At 40.0% G+C, this 18,820-nt stretch carries 13 protein-coding genes; 2 read left to right on the top strand and 11 right to left on the bottom strand.

From position 1 onward, the window contains the following. Positions 1–82: 82 nt before the first annotated feature. A complete protein-coding gene (locus IFO69_RS14580; RefSeq protein ID WP_192010864.1) occupies positions 83–814 on the bottom strand; it encodes an energy transducer TonB in 732 nt (243 codons plus the stop codon). 268 nt (positions 815–1,082) lie between these two features. Here IFO69_RS14580 and pgi point away from each other — a divergent pair, with 268 nt between their 5' ends. Next, on the top strand, positions 1,083–2,726 hold the full coding sequence (gene pgi / locus IFO69_RS14575) for a glucose-6-phosphate isomerase (RefSeq protein WP_192010863.1): 1,644 nt from the start codon (positions 1,083–1,085) through the stop codon (positions 2,724–2,726). A gap of 105 nt (positions 2,727–2,831) precedes the next feature. Here the strand turns inward: pgi and IFO69_RS14570 are convergent, their stop codons facing one another. The 7 genes from IFO69_RS14570 to IFO69_RS14540 all read right to left on the bottom strand — a co-directional run bounded on the left by IFO69_RS14570 (position 2,832) and on the right by IFO69_RS14540 (position 9,399). Continuing rightward, on the bottom strand, positions 2,832–3,107 hold the full coding sequence (locus IFO69_RS14570) for a hypothetical protein (protein ID WP_192010862.1): 276 nt from the start codon (positions 3,105–3,107) through the stop codon (positions 2,832–2,834). Positions 3,108–3,643: 536 nt separating this feature from the next. After that, a complete protein-coding gene (locus tag IFO69_RS14565; protein WP_192010861.1) occupies positions 3,644–4,708 on the bottom strand; it encodes a beta/gamma crystallin-related protein in 1,065 nt (354 codons plus the stop codon). A 276-nt stretch (positions 4,709–4,984) separates the two neighbouring features. Then, entirely contained in the window at positions 4,985–5,320 is a 336-nt protein-coding gene (locus tag IFO69_RS14560; RefSeq protein WP_192010860.1) for a hypothetical protein, read from the bottom strand. Positions 5,321–5,442: 122 nt separating this feature from the next. Continuing rightward, positions 5,443–7,113 carry an alpha/beta fold hydrolase gene (locus IFO69_RS14555; RefSeq protein WP_192010859.1) on the bottom strand — a complete coding sequence of 557 codons (1,671 nt, stop codon included), beginning with the start codon at positions 7,111–7,113 and terminating at the stop codon, positions 5,443–5,445. A gap of 208 nt (positions 7,114–7,321) precedes the next feature. Further along, complete coding sequence (locus tag IFO69_RS14550; protein WP_192010858.1) at positions 7,322–8,206, bottom strand: TraB/GumN family protein; 885 nt, start codon at positions 8,204–8,206, stop codon at positions 7,322–7,324. 35 nt (positions 8,207–8,241) lie between these two features. Next, entirely contained in the window at positions 8,242–8,691 is a 450-nt protein-coding gene (locus tag IFO69_RS14545) for an SRPBCC family protein (RefSeq protein ID WP_192010857.1), read from the bottom strand. A gap of 261 nt (positions 8,692–8,952) precedes the next feature. Beyond that, complete coding sequence (locus tag IFO69_RS14540) at positions 8,953–9,399, bottom strand: DUF4174 domain-containing protein (protein ID WP_192010856.1); 447 nt, start codon at positions 9,397–9,399, stop codon at positions 8,953–8,955. A gap of 636 nt (positions 9,400–10,035) precedes the next feature. Here IFO69_RS14540 and IFO69_RS14535 point away from each other — a divergent pair. Beyond that, positions 10,036–14,523, top strand: a complete 4,488-nt coding sequence (locus IFO69_RS14535; protein WP_192010855.1) for an ATP-binding cassette domain-containing protein — start codon at positions 10,036–10,038, stop codon at positions 14,521–14,523. A 201-nt stretch (positions 14,524–14,724) separates the two neighbouring features. On the opposite strand, the gene IFO69_RS14530 is transcribed toward IFO69_RS14535, so the two are convergent. From IFO69_RS14530 to proB, 3 genes are all read right to left on the bottom strand, one after another. Continuing rightward, positions 14,725–15,651 (bottom strand): sugar phosphate isomerase family, encoded by a 927-nt coding sequence (locus IFO69_RS14530; protein WP_225444153.1) that lies wholly within the window; start codon positions 15,649–15,651, stop codon positions 14,725–14,727. Between the two features lie 517 nt (positions 15,652–16,168). Further along, entirely contained in the window at positions 16,169–17,416 is a 1,248-nt protein-coding gene (locus IFO69_RS14525; protein ID WP_192010854.1) for a glutamate-5-semialdehyde dehydrogenase, read from the bottom strand. A gap of 2 nt (positions 17,417–17,418) precedes the next feature. After that, positions 17,419–18,510 (bottom strand): glutamate 5-kinase, encoded by a 1,092-nt coding sequence (gene proB / locus IFO69_RS14520; RefSeq protein WP_192010853.1) that lies wholly within the window; start codon positions 18,508–18,510, stop codon positions 17,419–17,421. Between the last annotated feature and the right edge of the window lie 310 nt (positions 18,511–18,820).

The raw sequence follows: 18,820 nt of genomic DNA, 5'->3' as shown, positions 1-18,820 counted from the left end.
TAAGTGTAAATGGATTGAAAGAAGTCTGAGATTCATTTTGAATTAGCTTGAATTTGTAAAATAAAAATAGTGGAGATAAAATTTAACTCAACTTAAACCTAGTAGGAACGATGAAATAAGACTCAATAGGGTTTCCTTCCAAGTCATAAGCTGGGTAAAATTTCCCCTTGTACTTACTCCATATTCTAATAACTTCATTTTGAAGCTTTACAGAAACTTCTTCTGGGTTGGCTATTACTATTTTGTTAAGTTTACCTTCTTTGGATATATGTAGTGCTGCTTTGACCGTACCCATTTCTCTATGATACCTGGCATTGGCGGGATACCTAAGGTTGTCTTGAACGTGTTTCATAGCTTGTTTACTATCTTCAAAACTACATTCTTCAAGGATTCTGTTTAATTCTGTGATTGCGTCTCCTTCGAGTTTTTGTCCTGTGACAATGGTTCCTTTGATGAAATATTTCCGAACTATTTCATTGTTTTCATAATAGTGTATTTCATTTACCTTATTGATTCTATCGGTATGGACTGTTTTTGATTTCTGACCAAGACTATCATATTCAGTCCTGATGGTAAGGTAATTTCCTTTTTCGGGATCTTTTAGGTTGATTACCATGGCAGTTATTTTAAGATCATGATTAAAATAATGGTTGATCGATTTTTCATTATCTTCAAAAAAATGTTTCCTGTATTTCTCAGGATGGAATTTTATGGTATCTGTGATTTTTTCACCGTATTGGTTTAGCGGAATTAGGTGTTGCCCAAACGATGCATTGCTCAAAAAAAGAAGGATGCCAATTATTAGATGTTTCATGAAGTTTTTTAAAAAAGGTTCATTGCGTATAAAAGGTATCGATCACTGAAAAAAAACAATGAAAATGTACCTAAATTTAGCATAATGTTAATGTAAACAAATATTGATTAATTTTATGGGGTAAATATAAATCTTATTTTTGCTCAGCAAACCTTGATAAAGGTAGATTTTAGTAAAGCCTATTTAGAAGAAGTATCATTAAACTTTTATCGTGATTTCTTTCTGAACGGGTTCCAAATGACGACCAATTAAAATAATCCATAAACACATGAAAAACATTAATCCAACCCAAACAACAGCTTGGAAAAAATTAAAGGCTCTCTCTGAGGAGAAAAAGGAGCAGACTATCCAGTCACTTTTTACAGACGATGCACGATTTGACAAATACTCCCTTCGTTTTGAAGATATTTTGGTAGACTATTCCAAAAATAGAATAGATGAAGATGTTTTAAATGTACTTTTTGAGTTAGCGGAAGAGACTGGTTTGAAAGCTGCTATAGAAGCCATGTTCACCGGCGGTCATATCAACCAAACAGAAGACCGAGCAGTTTTGCACACTGCACTAAGAAATAGAAGTAATTCGCCTATAGAAGTTGACGGAAAGGATGTTATGCCCGATGTTAATGCAGTTTTGGCACAAATGAAGGGCTTTGCCGATCAGATCAACGCAGGTGAATGGAAAGGCTATACGGGGAAGCCTATCAAATCTTTGGTCAATATCGGGATTGGTGGGAGTGACCTTGGTCCAGTAATGGTGACTGAGGCGTTGAAGCCTTATCAAAATGAAGCATTAGAGATTTACTTCGTTTCCAATGTGGATGGGACCCATATCGCTGAAACCTTGAAAAAAGTGGATCCGGAAACCACTTTGTTTTTTATTGCTTCTAAGACTTTCACCACACAAGAGACTATGACCAATGCGCATTCCGCAAGATCATGGTTCCTGGAGGCTGCAAAAGATGAATCAGCTATTGCCAAGCATTTTGTGGCCTTGTCTACCAATGCTGAAGCTGTAGCTGTTTTTGGTATTGATACCAAAAACATGTTTGCTTTCTGGGATTGGGTAGGGGGAAGGTATTCCCTTTGGTCAGCTATTGGATTGCCTATTGCCTGTGCCATTGGTTTTGACAACTTTGAAAAGTTATTGGAAGGAGCACATGCCATGGACAATCACTTTAAGGAAACTAAACTCGAGTCAAATATCCCGGTGATATTGGCTCTGATCGGTATTTGGAATACCAATTTTCTTGGTGCATCATCTGAAGCTATACTTCCTTATGACCAATATTTGCACCGATTTGCAGCCTATTTCCAACAAGGAAATATGGAAAGTAACGGTAAATACGTTTCCAGAAATGGTGAAAAAGTAGATTACACCACTGGCCCAATCATTTGGGGTGAGCCAGGTACAAACGGTCAGCATGCTTTTTATCAATTGATCCATCAGGGCACTCATTTGATCCCTTGTGATTTTATTGCGCCTGCTATTTCTCATAATCCTGTTGGTGATCACCATGTGAAGTTATTGTCCAATTTCTTTGCTCAGACAGAAGCTTTGATGAATGGCAAGTCTTTGGATGAAGTGAAATCAGAATTAAACAAAGCTGGTAAATCAGCTGAAGAAATTACCAAGCTGGCTCCTCACAAAGTGTTTGAAGGAAATCGACCAACCAATTCCATTTTGGTGAAAAAAATTGATCCATATACCTTGGGAAGCCTGGTAGCGATGTATGAGCATAAAATCTTTGTTCAAGGCATCATTTGGAATATCTTTAGTTTTGACCAGTGGGGAGTGGAATTGGGAAAAGTACTGGCCAAAAATATTCTTCCAGAATTGGAAGGAGATGAAAAAGTAAGCGCTCATGACGCTTCTACCAATGGCTTGATCAATGCCTATAAATCCATGAGGTAATTTAAAGAATGTTTAAACTATATTGAAAGCCCGTCAAATTGTCGGGCTCTTTACTTATAAAGGTTTGTATTGGATTAATCAATCAATCAAGCAGAGAAAGAAAGTTTATCGTGATTTAATGAGCCTTTCCAGTAGCCAACTTCCAACCAAATAAGCCCCTAAATAACAGAAAAAGGAAAGAAAGAAAAGGGCATTCCAAATGCCATGACTTGGGTCTGTATTAAATTGCCAACCCATTAAGTTAAAGTCAACTTGCATTCCCTGAATATTGCTATTGAATGCTTTGAAGGCGAAAAAGGCGTAGAAAGCCATTAGCACACTCAGCAAAAATTGAAAAAGCTGAATTAAGGCCAAACTTATAGGTTTTATAATGTCCTTCATAATCAAAAAGTTAGTTATTTTAAATCAATGATCAAATTCAGTTATATTAAAGATTGACATATATTTAATATGACTATTCGCAATGTTGCACGTAGCTATATTTTCTTTGGTTTATGCTTTTATGATTCTTTTTCTGTCCTTTTCCATTGATGAAAAGGACCAAATCCAGATAGCTATCGGGACTAGGCCTGTGGTGCGGCATTTAAATTGGGTATACCGATTTATCTCTAATATAGGAATCCTTTATCCCAATTTAATTTTAAGAAACCGTTCCGGCCTAAAAATGAGCGGATCTCGCTGTTCCACGACGCGAGCTAGCTCATTTTCTTAACAGCCTGCCCATTTTCCTTAAAACCTGCCCCACCAAGGGCCATCCTTACTTTCCAATACCATATTTTGCCTATAAACCAGTACGTGCAAAATTACGGATACACATAATATTTAATATAATTCCATATAAGTAAAGAGTCCTTTCCAAATATTATACAAAAAAGTCCAACTAAACTAAAGTTGGACTTTTTATGATTTTAGAGAACTTAAACTTCTTCTACCTCTATGACTTCCATTGGCCTTACAGATATTCTGGCTTCACCAACTTGGAAGTCATCCACCTCGATTGCTACATCTTGTTTAAATGTATTTTCAGTGCCTTTCAGCCTAAAAGTGTAAATGGCGTCTAAACGGACCTTTTTAGGTATCATAAACAGGGTAGCCTCCCCGACAGACCTAGGAGGAATTTTAACCGCAACGGATTTACTGAAAGTACTGGTCTCACTGACGGTTTCCTCTTCACCAATGGTGAAGGTATTTTCTAAGGTAGTACTTATACTGGTTTCCTGCTCTGCTGAGATCGGCCCTTTTTCTATTCCTATGGTGGTACTGGTGGTTACAGTGATTCCAATTAAGGTAGAATTACTCCAACTTCTAGTAGTGGATTTAGTGATTTCCCTCTCCAATGTCAAGGTATTGATTTGTTCAACTTCACTATTGTTGATAGTGGAGTCTGAGAGTCCAATCGGGTTGCCGTCTGGGAGTACCACTTCATTGATGTATTCAATATTGATCAATTCTAAATCAGGGCGGAGGATTTGTACACTAGAAGCATTGTCTTGAAATCCAAAATGCACGAGGTTGCTGTATTCTCCAGGTCCGAACTCCTTGCTGTTACCCCTTAACTGACTGTCCTTGTACAGTACTACTCTTGTGCCCTCAGGTACTTTCATGGAAGTAATGCTGTCGTTTTTCAAAAAGGGGAAATTATAATCGGTACTTGCTCCCAACCCCGCAAGGTTTTGCTTAAAACCTCCGAAGTTGGCATGCTGGTAGAAGCTTACAAGAGGATACAGGTTAGGATCATGTTCAAAGATTTCCATTGAACTGATTTGGTCATTCCAGTCCTCTACATAAGGATAGTTTCCACCAAACAAAACTAATCTTGGACCTCTAAAACCAGTATCTCTATATAAATAAACAAAATAACCTGGTTCAACTTTAATTGAGCTGATTTGGTCATTACCAATGGGAATGGTGACGAATTGACCTGTGCCATAGGTAGCGGATGTACCTTTAAAATGTGCGTGTTTAAAAATGGAAACTGACATAATAAATGAAATTTAGGTTAGAAAATAAATGAAACTCAAAATCTCTTAGTTGAATTTTCAAAGCTTTTAGGTTCTTTGTCAAATGAACAAAACCAATAAAAATTCTTTTTTCATCTTCCCGGGAATTGAGATTTAGTGATGCTGTATTACAAAGGTAATTCCGCAAGCTTCTTGATTATTAGGACTATTACGACAAAAATTATAATAATTGCGACATGTTAAACCGAATTGCAATTAGGGTATCCATACAAAATTGTGACAGAAGTATTGGTTTTGTTATGCTACTATCCATTTTACAAGGGAAAAAAGAGCCATTGAGAAAAGAGTAAGTTGTAGCCCGCCCAAAAACCTATGCTTATTTTTTAAGGTGAAGTCATTACCTAGCTCCATGGACAGTAACAAATTGAAGATTACTGAGGTGAGGACAGTAAGGGTAAAGAGTATGATCGCGTTCATCAACCAGAATGAGATCGTGTCAGCTCCACTGGATTTAATATCTCTAAAGACAACGACACATCCTGTTCCCGCAGAAAAATTGATTCCGATCATCCATCTACTCCAGCTGATGAGTTCTCTGGGAATTTCGATATTTGATTTTTGAATGGTATTCATGACAATTTTAGTTTAGAAGTGCTTTCTACAAGGTTACTTGAAATGGGTTAAAAGTACTATCACTTTTACGCCAGAATTCAGCACAAAACCGACAAGAAAAAATGGAAAAAACTAGCTTTGAACTATTGCAGGAAGGAGGAGGGGCTGATCCCAAACTCCTTCTTAAAGCATTTGGCAAAATAAGAGGGGTTGGAAAAACCAGTTTGAAAAGCTGTTTCAGAAACACCATACTTTCGCGTGCTGAGTAATTCTTTGGCACGATGTAGTCGAACAGAGGAAATAAGTTGGTTGGGTGATTTGTTGCTGATTGCTTTAAGCTTTCTTTGAAGTTGCCTTTCACTCACGGCCAATTCTCTTGATAACGCTACCAAATTAAATTGTTCATTATTTAGATTGGCATCTATACATTGGATCACATCTTCCAAAAAAGACTCATTGAAGGATAAAGCTGCAAGTGAATTTTCAGATGATAAAGAATCATAGGAAGCAGGGTCGGAAACTTTGAATAGATCAAGAGCTAATTTTCTCTTCTTTGACTTGAGAACATAAGGACTGGCAGTAATGCTTAGACCAGCCCCAGGGAGTAAATTTTTAACTGTATTGGTTATCAAAATGTGTTTGGCTAGGGATTGCTTGAACATTTCATCAATTTGCTGCCTCACTTCAACATTTTCCCAGGAGGATTGCAATATTAAGGGTACTAACATCATGTGAATGCAGATGGCCAGATTTTTTCCTTCTAGCTTGGCTTTATCTAAAATGCTAAGTCCATAATGAACTGCTTTGCTGGGGCCTTCAAATGTGAGTACCGCATGCTCATTATCGCTGTAAATGATAAACCCTTTGAATTTTTCAATGAGTTGGTGAATTGCATGCTTATCTAATTTTTCTTCCTCGTTTTTAGAAGCATTTGTCTTTAAAGTAAGTACAGTAGTGAGCCTTTTATGGATTGCTGATTCGTATTTAGCTTTTTGAATGAAATTTCGCATTGTTTGAAGTACTTCAAGATTATCTCCTGTCCAAAAAAGATGATCACTGCCTTGCATTTCTATAAACTTGGCATTTTTTATTTGGTTGGAAATGAAACGACCTTCTTCAATTTTGACATCGATATCATTTACTCTTTGCATCATCAGTACCGGAACTTGAATAGTTTCAAGTATGTCCAATATGTCGACTGTGGTATTCATTTTGGTCAGGACCAAGGCTGCACTAGGACTAGCTCCAGAACGAAAATATTGAGCAAGCCATTCCATAAACTCAGCATCTTTAGCTCTTGAGGGTGCTAAGTCCTCCAATTTCATATCTCCACTTCCCCAACAGTATTCAATCATATCATAGACTTTTTGTCTTTCTTGATCGGTAGGAGCCCAGGGGTAATCAGGAGAATATCTTCTTTTTGCAAAAATCCCAAAAGTGATCAGCGCAATAGTTCGCTGTGGGTAGGTAGCAGCAAAAAGTGCAGAGACAGAGCCTCCCTCAGAATGGCCAAAAAGAAAAGCTTTTTCTGATCCGACAGCATCCATCACCACTCGTATGTCATCCATACGGTCTTCCAAGGTGGAGAGCTCTATGACCCGGTCTGAAAGCCCGGTTCCTCTCTTATCGAAAAGAATTACCCTGCAGATTTTACCCAGTTCCTCCAAAAATTCAGCCAATGAAGGACAGGCCCACATTAGATCGATGTTGGATACCCATCCAGGTATATATACCAAATCTACAGTCCCAGATCCAAAACTTTGATAAGCAATATTAATGCTGCCGCTTTTGGTGTACATCGTGGTAGGCTTCATAGAATCTAAGGTTAAAAATACCAGCTGACTTTTTGAAGAATAGATTCCTAAAATACTAAAAACATGCCTTATGGATTGGTTGTTAGTGATTTATTTAAGGTGAGCTGCCTAAAGAAAAATGGTTCGTTAGTTTTGAGTTGGTTCATTTTGAGCTGTTCCTTCGACTTTTGCCTATTTTGAAATAGTTGACTTACATCAAATTACAGTTTTACCTTACCGGAATGGGAGAAACGTTGTAGCCCAATTTCTGCAGCTGTTTGATCAAGCCACATTCATACATCAAATGGCTCAACCCCACAGCAATAAAGCAATTGTTGGTTTCCAATGATTTTTGGATCGTCTTCATCCATTTATCATTTCTGTCTCTTAGCATCAGTGTATTACGACAAGGCTGGTCCAATTGATATTCAATATCCATTTGGTCATACCAATCAGTCTCCGCACAATTTTGGGAATTGTTTGAGCGGATCTGTTCTATGATCATCGAAAGCCTTCTTTTGTGCACTTTTCTGGGCATTCCTTCCACATCTTTATTGATCAGTTCAATTTGATCTTCTGAAGTTTCTAGACCTAACAGCTCCATGTCGAGTTCCTTGGCTTTGGAACCGATGTAATCATCCAGGGAGAGGTATGTGGATGCTGAATCCTTGCCCAAACAGGCTTGCTCTTTGAAATACCGGTTCAGGAAAACATATAATTCAGTAGGGCTCATTTTTTGAAAATCTGTTGGACTGGAAGCGAACAAATTTTCTATAAATGCCATATCTTCTTGGTCCAGCAATCTGGTCCATTTGGTTTTTTCAATTCGACGATTGATAATATCCTGAGCCATGTGGCCTGGAATGTTCAAGTTTTCTTTTATCAAAACATCGCATGCTGCCAAGACCTGATTGGCATTGGTCAAAGAGTCAAAAAATGGCTTTCCAAAGGCGTGATGAGTGCCAAATAGGTAGGAGGTTTTACTGGAATTAGATTTGGTCACTTTAAATAAAACTGTGCGCAGGGGTAAAGTTTCATTACAGGACTTTCCTGAAACCGTAGCTGTAGTGAACAACAAAAGTAGAAAAACAAAAACTTGTCTTATGATTTCCATCACTCTAAAGGTTTCACAGAAGTTTTCTAAATGACTTAAGCATCAGGGATTTCAGGCTCCACTAACTTGATCAATTTTTCGAGTGATTCTTGCCACCCTAAATAGCACATTTCGGTCGGAATTACCGACGGAATTCCTTCTTGCAATACTTTTAGTTCCGTTCCACAGGACACTGACTTGAACCAAATGCTCGTTGTCATCTTTCCCGGAAGCTCTGGAGTATCAAACTCATCCGTATGCTTGATCAACTCGTTGGCTTGGATTTCTAAGAAAGTGCCGCCAAATGAATGTTCATGTCCTGTAGAAAAATTCCTAAAGGACATTCTGTAAGTGCCACCTACCTTAAAATCCATATGATGAAGAATGCCCAAAAATCCGTAAGGCGGTATCCAATTAGAATAGGCAAGAGGATCAGAAAAAGCTTTGAAAACCTTTTCAGGTGAAGCTTTAATCACACGGTGGAGGGATACACTGTTGTTTTCCATTCAATAAACACATAAAAGTTTCAATCTAATATTAACCTTAATGTAATTAATAAAAAGTTAGAATCCACAGGTTCAGATTTACTGTTTTTAATAAAGTACATCCTGCTCCTTAATTTTAGGTTTACACAGTCAAAACGCAGCTCTTTTCATTCGGGGATTAAAATGTTTTTCTCAAAAGTCATATTCAAACTCCCTAAGGCCTGATCATGAAGCCAGAGAAGAATGGGGTGTTGAACAAGTAAAACTATATTTAATTACAATTCAATTATGCCTTTCTGACTCCATTTCTTGCCTACGCATCGGCATGGCATCTATGGTGCCAAATAATTCATTTGGGGCTAAAAACTGGGATTGTCTCCGTTTTATTTGCCCATCCAGCCCGATTAAGATGATTTCAAACTCATTATTGGTTAGTTTTAAGGCCTCAACCCATTCTTTATTTTCAGTGTGTTTCCAAGCTTTCTTAGAATCGAGCCCGGTTTTGAACTTATCCTTGTGGAATTGGTAAACGACCAACTTACGTTCTTTAAGTTCTCCTAAGTTTTTCTGAAGTGCATTGATTTGTTTTTTATAGATTGAGTCGGAGAGTTCAATTGTTTTGATGATCAATAGCCGATCCTTCCATCGGTGCTCGGACATTTCTTGGGCGTGCAGGTTGTTGGAAAGGTTGAATACAAACCATAAAATCAACAAGTGTAGGTGTTTCATCGGTAAAGTGTTCTGTTTTAGTGTTATAACTGGTTTGATAACCAGATGTTTATTCAAACAATGCAAAAGGAAATATTTCTTTTGGCAAAATGGAATTAAATTATATGAGTATCCATAATTTTGCACGTACTGGTTTAAAGGCATAATATGGTATCGAAAAGTAAGGATGGCCCTTGGTGGGGCAGGTTTTGAGGAAAATGGGCAGGCTGTTAAGAAAATGAGCTAGCTCGCGTCGTGGAACAGCGAGATCCGCTCATTTTTAGGCCTGAACAGTTTTCTTAAAATTAAATTGGGATAAAGAATTCCTATATTAAAGATAAATCGATATACCCAATTTAAATGCCACACCACCGGCCTAGTCCCGATAGCTATCGGGATTTGGTCCTTTTCATCAATGGAAAAGGACAGAAACAGAATCATAAAAGCATAAACCAAAGAAAATATAGCTACGTGCAACATTGCGAATAGTCATATTAAATTATGGTTGGGGTAAAAGTCTGTATAGATATTGATGTCAATGAAAAGGAAAAACTTGAAGACTCCAACGGGTTCAAATTGAATGGTCAGCTTTATTGGCCCGCTGAGATTCTTTTTATCTTTGAGATTCCAAAATTTAAATGAAGACCCCATCTTTTTATGCGCATTACCAACGCCCATCAAAACAATCTCAAAAACATTTCATTGAACATTCCCGAAAACCAACTGATTGTCGTGACCGGCTTATCGGGTTCGGGAAAGTCTTCTTTGGCCATGGGGGTAATCGCCAATGAAGGGTATCGTTATTTTTTGGAAAGTCTGCCTGCTTATAGCCAACAAAATGGACAAGCTATTCCAACTGCTGAGGTGGATGAAATTGCCGAATTGCCACCTGTGATCAAGGTGGAGCAGTCCAAGCGCTTTCAATCCATCAATGCCACTTTTGGTACTCTTTCAGAGCTTAGTCCAATTGTCAGACTATTGTTTGCCCGCTTTGCAGGCGAGGAAACCATGAGCAAATCTCTTTTTTCATTTAACCACCCCAAAGGTGCCTGTGAAAAATGCAGGGGCATTGGTGAGGCTGAATACATCGATATTGAAAAGTTGGTGGGTGATGCGAACAAGACTTTGCGAGAAGGAGCGATCACCACCACTTTACCCAACGGTTATATCGTCTATTCCCAAGTGACTGTAGAGGAGCTAAACAAAGTATGTGAGGCACATGGTTTTTCAGTGGATATACCTTGGAAGCATCTGAGCAAAGAGCAGCAGGACGTCATTCTCTATGGCAGCGATCGCATTAAAGTCTTCTATGGTAAACACAGCCTGGAATCACGCCTCAGATGGGAAGGGTTTAAGGCCAAACCTCGTGAGGAAGGCTATTATAAGGGGGTTATCCCGATCATGTCGGATATTCTTAGACTGGATAGAAATGTAAGTATTCTACGTTTTGTAAGCGCAAAAAAATGCCCTTCTTGTCATGGGGCAAGGATAAAAGCCGATCACTTGAAATATAAATGGAAGGGCTTGAATTTTCAGCAGTGGACGGACCTGCCCCTACAGCAACTATATGACCGACTCCAGGAGCAAGTTTTGTCAGCAGGTGAAACTGTGCTGGTTGATAAGTTGTGTACGCAGTTGCTTGACTTGATCAACTTAGGGATGGGACACTATCAATTAGGTACTCCCAGTTTGGATATTTCTTCTGGAGATGGCCAGCGCATAAAGCTGACTAAACAGGTAAACAGCAACCTCCAAGGCATTTTATATGTTTTTGATGAGCCCTCAATCGGTTTGCCTACTGCTTATCAACGACACCTTCGCCATGTTTTTGACAGGTTGATCCGTGGGGGCAATACAGTAATGGTGGTGGAACATGATCTGAACTTTATTCAATCAGCTGATTGGATCTTAGAATTAGGTCCGTTGGCGGGCATAAAAGGAGGAGAAGTGATCTACAATGGCCCAGTTAAAGCATTTTTGCGGGCAAAAAAACTTGAAAGCCCTACTTTGACCGCCATTCAAGAAAAGGAAAGGCATGTTGGAAATCACGTTTCTTCTGTACTGGAAGCTACTTTTGAACCTCAGGTTCAAAGCTTATCGGTCATCAGTCGAAAGACAAGTGAGTTACTTGATAGAATAAATTCATTTTGTGAAATACATGACTTGAACTTCCTTTCTGTTACAGATCAACCGATTGGAAAGACCCCACGTAGTAATCCATCGACTTATACAGGTCTTGCAGACAGGGTTAGGGATTTATTAGCGAAGACACCGATGGCAAAGCATTTAAAATTGTCAAAAGGCGCATTTTCTTTTAACAATAAAGTTGGTCGATGTCCAAACTGTGAAGGAGCTGGGGTTATTACCCTGTCCATGAGTGTGATGGGAACGATTAATCAAGTCTGTCCTGTCTGTAATGGCAAGCGATTTAAACCGGAAGTACTGAAAGTACAATGGAAAGGGAAAAGCATAGCCGGAATCTATGATTTAAGTGTGCAAGAAGCGGCGGATTTTTTCAAGCAGGAAAAGAAATTGGCAGAGATATTGGCCTTGATGCTTCAGCTGGGATTGGGATACATCAAACTTGGACAGCCTTCGAATACCCTTTCCGGTGGTGAGGCCCAGCGGATCAAGCTGGCCAAACACTTTGCCAAGCCCTCTAAAAAGACCATTTTAGTGTTGGAGGAACCCAGTATTGGACTTCATCAGCAGAATGTCCGACAATTGTTGAATGCTTTGAAACAGCTAAAAAAGCAGACAGCAGGGATTGTGTGTTTCGAGAATCACCCGCTTTTCCAAACCCATTGTGACACCTTACTCGACAATGCATTGATTGCTCAGGCAGTGGATATCCCACAACCTCCAATACAACGACAGGACATTGTGGCGATCAGCGGAGCCCGTACCCATGCGCTCAAAGATATCAGTTTGAAAATCCCAAAGAATCATTTGTCTGTGGTTACTGGCATTTCTGGATCTGGAAAATCTTCCTTGGTTATCGATACTTTGCACGGGTTTGGCCTACAGGAAATGACCAAGCAGTTTTCCAGTTATCAGCAGTCGAGGGTCGGTGTGAATTATCAGCTGGAAGTGGACCATATTGAAGGACTTACTCCTAGTATTTGCATTACCCGAAAGGAAAAGAACTTTTCTGAAAGATCGGACATTGCCCAACAAACGGATTTTGATAAAACCCTGCGTTTTGCCTTTTCCCGCAAAGCACAATATTCTGGTTTGGATTGGTCTGCAAGCCACTTTTCGAACAATCATGAACTGGGAAAGTGTGTGGTTTGTGATGGCATAGGAAAAGAATTGCTTCCTGATTTGGGTAAAATTGTAATTGATGGAAACTTAAGCATTGCCGAAGGACTGTTTGAGCATCATAAAGGCTTGGCTTATTATGGGCAAGCCAGCGGGCAATATATGGCTGTGCTGGAAGAAGTAGGAAAAGAATACGGTTTTGACCTGAACACTCCATTTAATGAATTGACCTCTGGTCAAAAGGCGGTGGTTTTTAAAGGCGTAGCAGGGAAGATCTGGGAAGCAACATGGAAATTTGAGACCAAGACCAGAAAAGGAACGCAGCAGGTCAAGATGAAGTGGGCCGGGCTTTTCAAGTACCTGATGGATGAATATTTCTTGACCAGAAAGAACAAATACCAACCGCTTAAAACTTTACTTTCTTACACCAAATGCAATCAATGCGAAGGGAGTGGACTGAAAGCTGAAAGACTTGAAGTGCTGATTGGTAAAGCATCCATCCACACGCTAAAATCCATGGATTTCAAAACACTTGACCACTGGTTAAATACTTCTGATGTCAATGAAGAAATCGATCAAAAGCTTATTGAAAACATCAGGGCGCGTCTTTCCAGTACACTCAAAAGATCCCGGCAGTTGCACATTGACCACCTTCAGCTCAACCGAAAGTCGGTAAGTCTGAGTGGTGGTGAGCAGCAGCGTGTCGCCTTGATCAAGCAGCTCAACAGTCCACTAAAGGGGATTACCTATCTTTTAGATGAGCCTTCTGCAGGCTTATCAGCAGAGAATATTCCGGACCTTGTGCAGCTACTGAAAGAATTGGTGGAAAAGGGAAACACGGTGATTGTGATTGAACACAATAAGGAAATCATGATGGCAGCAGAAAATTTGGTGGAAATAGGTCCAAAAGCAGGAAAAAACGGAGGATACGTTACTTTTCAAGGTAGCCCAAAGGAGTTTTTGGAGACAGCTCGTTGTCATCCATTTTTGAAACTGCCTTCCAAAAAGGTTGATTTAAAAACAACAGAAAACCGCATCAAATTGCAGAAATTGGCCAAACACACTTTGGTAAAACATTCCTTGGAAGTGCCAGTGGGAGGGATTACGGCCATTACTGGAAAATCAGGGATTGGGAAGACGACTTTAGTAAAGGATATACTGATTCCAAGTATCGAGCAGGGACAGGCTGTAAATTGTGGGCGTATAGAATGGCCCAAAACTTACAGTGGAGCACAGTATTTTGAGACCAAAAAGTTGCAGGCACATAACAGTACATTGTTGATAGCATATTTGGATTTGTTAAAAGACATCAGCAAGGTGTTTGCAAAGGAATCAGGTTTGAAGACAAAGGACTTTTCTTATAAAAACAAAGCAAGCCAATGCCCCAATTGTAAGGGCAGTGGTGTGCTCAGCACCAGTCTGGATGTGGCGGCCAATCATATCGAAACATGCGAAGTCTGTCATGGACGGAGGTACCAAGCAAGATTGTTGGAGCACAGAGTAGGAGGACTTGACATATCAGAAGTGTTGTCCCTATCCATCATAGAACTGAATAGATGGCTGACCGACCAAGGAGCGGCCACTTCGAAACTGTCATTTATTCAACAGCTGGATACTATTGGCTTGGGACATCTGAGCTTGGATCAAAAGGTCAAATCTCTCTCCTCGGGAGAAGAACAACGTTTGTTATTGCTTAATTGGCTCAATAATAAAAAACAAGACCAACTATTGGTTTTGGATGAGCCAAGTACTGGTCTGCATTATGCGGATATCGATCAGCTCTTTGATATCCTTCAGACGCTAAGTAGAGACAATGACCTCCTAGTGATCGATCACAACCCATACTTATTAGAAAAAATAGGTGCTGGGATGATATTGAAGTGAAATGGAGGGGAGATGTGGATTAATTTTAAATGGTACCTCAGGGCAACAAATTGACTATAATTCTGCTTTGGCAAAGTAATATTGTCGCATTATAAATACTATGATTCCCCAAACCGTCTCGCAGGGTTGCATTGGGAAAATAACATCATCTTGAGTTTTCGATCTGATTATTGGCAACCTGAAGACAGCATTTACCTAGAGTCAAAGTTCCAAGTTGGGCAAAACAAAAGATTTGGTATTGGGGTTGAGCCTGATCCATAAACCAGGGTTTGCATTTAGCTGTTTCAAGGCTTCTGAGGGGTCGGCACTGATAGGTGTTTGGAGAACTTTGCTGTAGGTTTGAACTTTGGCTGGAGCGGAATCTGCATCAACTACTGACTGAACCACCTTTTTGGCATGGATAATTGCGGCAGGTCCCAGGGTAAGAATGTATGCTGCAGCGCGGCATTCCTTTTCGTCATCTTCACTTACCAAGCTTCCTCCTGCTTTGAACTTGCTGATATGATGCTCCAGGATACTACTTGAAATAGGGATCAGGCCAGCCACATGTGGAGGTTTGGCTCCTGAAAAGGGCTTGATATAGGCCAGATGGGATGCTTGGTTTTCTTCAGGGCCATGGCCAATAAAAAATATGTCCAACCCTCCTAAAGATTCCAGTTTATTTAAGTACTGCACAAGTTCGGATTCCAAATCATCTGTATCCGTTTGCATGGGGGTAAAGCTCTTTATTTTTTTAAAAAATGCATCACCCAAAATACGTTCAAAATCCCTGACAAAGCTAAAACCATTGCCCATGCTCATTGGAGCCAAAGCATCTTGTGTAAAGACGTTCAATCTGGAGAGTAGCTCATCCTTTTCACCAGACAAAGCCAGTTTCCCCAATTGCCTATGCAGTTCCTGAGCGCCTCTGCCGCCAAGCAAGGCAATATTGATATCCCCTTCCTTTGCTTCAGCGGTAGCATACAATTCATTTAACATGGCCTTTCCTACTTCTGCTTCACTGGCAAGGACTGTAGGTGCAAGACCGTGATCCACCAACTTAAAGGCTTGGTCATTTCCTTTGGATAACCATATATTGTTGTTTTCTTCTTCTCTCAGGAACTGTTTTTGGTTATTGTTCATGCTCATTGCTATATTTTTTTAATTAATTCAGTTCAATTGCTTGTACAAGGTTCTAAAATACTGTGTTCAGTAGGAAATGCGGCATGGAATTTAAACTTTTATTGTTGGGCTATATCGTAAAAAAGGGGAGGAAAAGGGTAGCTCCGCTATAGCAGTCTTGGGGATGCCTTGGGGTCTAGTAGTATATACGTTCCCTTTTGGCTATTTTCTTAGAATTCATGGTATTTTACCGTAATTGAAACCACATGAAAGTAAATAGATTAGAATATGATTATTTTTCAATTAATAATTTTTCAAGAAACAATAAAATTTGTTTTGAAACCTTATGAGACATTGGAAATAAAAGGATTAATACTCAAACAAGCCCAATATAAGGGCATCTCCTTCATTTTTCAATCAAAACACGGTTTTCCCGACTAATGAGATGATAAAAATCAGGTGGCCATTCTAAGCTTTCTTTTGGAAGTGCGGATAGTACATGAGGTCAACACTTCCAAAAGAAAACAATATGATTTCACTAGCATCAGTCCCTTATTTGCCCATTTCCTCTGACAATCCACTTATAGGAAGTGAGTTCTTCCAGGGCCATAGGACCACGGGCGTGAAGCTTTTGGGTGGAGATACCAATTTCTGCTCCCAGCCCAAATTGTGCGCCATCAGTAAAGGCAGTGGAGGTATTGGCATATACAGCGGCAGCATCTACGGATTTTAGAAACAAGTCAATCGCTATCTCATCTTCTGCCACAATCGCCTCACTGTGTTTGGAACTGTGTTTGGCGATGTGATCCAATGCGCTCTCCATATCGGGAACGGTTTTGATGGACATGGTCATGGCCAAAAATTCGGTACCGAAATGAGCTTCCTCAGCAGGCATAAGTAAGTCAGCAGGGTAGTGGCCTTTTAGGGTTTGATAGGCTAATTCATCTGCATATACTTTTACCTTTTTTTCTCCTAGCGACTTGGTAATTTCCGGTAGTTGGCTGATTTTATCTTGGTGGATGACCAGACAGTCCAAAGCATTGCAGACACTCACCCGGCGGGTTTTGGCATTGGTAATAATATTGGCTGCTTTCTGGTTATCTCCAGATTTGTCCAAGTAGGTATGCACAATACCAGCACCGGTTTCAATTACTGGAACCTTGGAATTGTCCCGCACAAAGTTGATCAATCCTTGGCTTCCCCGTGGGATAATGATATCAATATAATCCACAGCTTGGAGCATTTGAGCCGTAGCCTCACGGTCAGGAGGAAGCAAAGCTACCATATTAGGGTCTATACCATTTTTCTCCAGTACTTGGTGGATCAATTTGACAATCGCCGTATTGGAGTCATGGGCATCACTGCCTCCCTTTAGCACCAAAGCATTTCCTGATTTTAGACAAAGGCTGAACACATCAAAAGTTACATTGGGGCGGGCTTCATAAATGATCCCGATGACACCCAGAGGTACAGCGGTTTTGGTAAGTGAAAGACCATTTTCCAAGGTCTTTTCGGTCAAGATCCTTCCCAAAGGAGAAGGAAGTTTGACTACATTGAGAATATCTTCAGCAATGGCTTCAATTCTTTCCTCTGTCAATTTAAGCCTATCAAATTTTGGATCATTGGGATCCATGCGTTCCAGGTCTTTTTGGTTGGCTTCCAAGATCGCAGGTATGCCTTCCCAGGTAAGCTTGGCCAAATCCTCTAAGGTTCTATTGATTTTTTTTTCTGTCAGCAGAGGCATTGATCTGCTGGCTTTTTTGACAGTAGCAAAGGTATTCTGTAAGTTCATTTTCACTGGTTGTTTTGATGAAGGTAGAGGTAATCATAATGGATGATGGGTTTTTGATTACTCTGACCGATTTTCTCTGAAGCTACTTTGGCTCCATATGCGGCCTTTCCTAAACCAATTTTCCTGCCATCCTCACTGATGATACGAAGAATTTCACCTTTTATAAAATCTCCCCTTACTTCCAGTACACCGATAGGGAGTAAGCTGGTGATTTTGTTGGACATCAGGGCATTTTCAGCACCTGAGTTGATGACCAATTCCCCTTTGGAGTAATGGTCACTGTGGGCAATCCATTTTTTCGGGTTGTGTTTGGCCCTTGAAGGCTCAAAAAAGGTACAACGTAACCTATTGTGGAAGTAGTCAATAAGCACATCTTCCCTCTTGCCATTGGCAATGACCACGCCAATTCCAAGGTCGGCAGATTTTTTGGCCATGTTCATTTTGGTGAGCATACCACCTCTGCCAAATGATGACTTGCTGCTGGAGATATAATTGCCCATGGATGGGGTATTGGCATCCACCCGCTCAATTAGTTCGGCATCAGGATCACTTGGATGGCCTTTATAAATCCCGTCCACATTGCTGAGCAACAATAGAATTTCGGCATCCATCATGGCTGCCACTAGGCCAGCAAGCTCATCGTTGTCTGTAAACATCAATTCAGTAACTGAAACGGTATCGTTTTCATTGATCACGGGAAGGATGTTGTTTTTCAAAAGTCCCTCTAAGCAATTTTTCATGTTCAGGTAGTGCTTCCTGTCCCTAAAGTCACTTTTGGTAACCATGATCTGCGCGATAGGAGTCTGCCGATTGCCAAAAAAAGATTTGTAAGCATTGATAAGTTCAACCTGCCCTACAGCGGCAAGGATTTGTTTTTGAACTACTGGGTCGGTTTTTTCTTCAAAAATGGTTGACTTTCGTCCAAAAGCAACCGCGCCAGAAGTGATCAGGATCAATTGAAGTCCTTGCTCACGAAGATAAACCATCTGACGAACAAGGGACTCCATGCGGGATTTGTCCGGCTGACCATCCGCTTGGGTCAGAACGTTGGAGCCAATTTTTATTACTACTGTTTTACCCTTTTGCTGTACCATAAAAATGTTTGATCATCGAAAACCAAAATTAATAAGGAATATTAGATTGTACTATGGTTTTTTATTTTGAGAACAGCTTGAACATCAAAAAATATACGGCAAAGCAGGGAGGGACTAGTTGGGCTTGTGCCTGTAGGTGTTCAAGAAAACTGGTGGAATTTGGAATTCCGTGAGAATTAGTGGAATAAAGGGAAGATTGCAATGGCTTTTGATTGATGGTTTGGATTAAAGGGAAAATGGTAGTAATATTCCTTTTTATGAATTTAAATGAGGGATGATCCCTTTTATAATAGGACGATATACATAGCAC

The sequence above is a fragment of the Echinicola arenosa genome (assembly GCF_014841125.1).
GTDB lineage: Bacteria > Bacteroidota > Bacteroidia > Cytophagales > Cyclobacteriaceae > Echinicola > Echinicola arenosa.
This window is presented reverse-complemented; position numbering and strand designations above follow the sequence as displayed.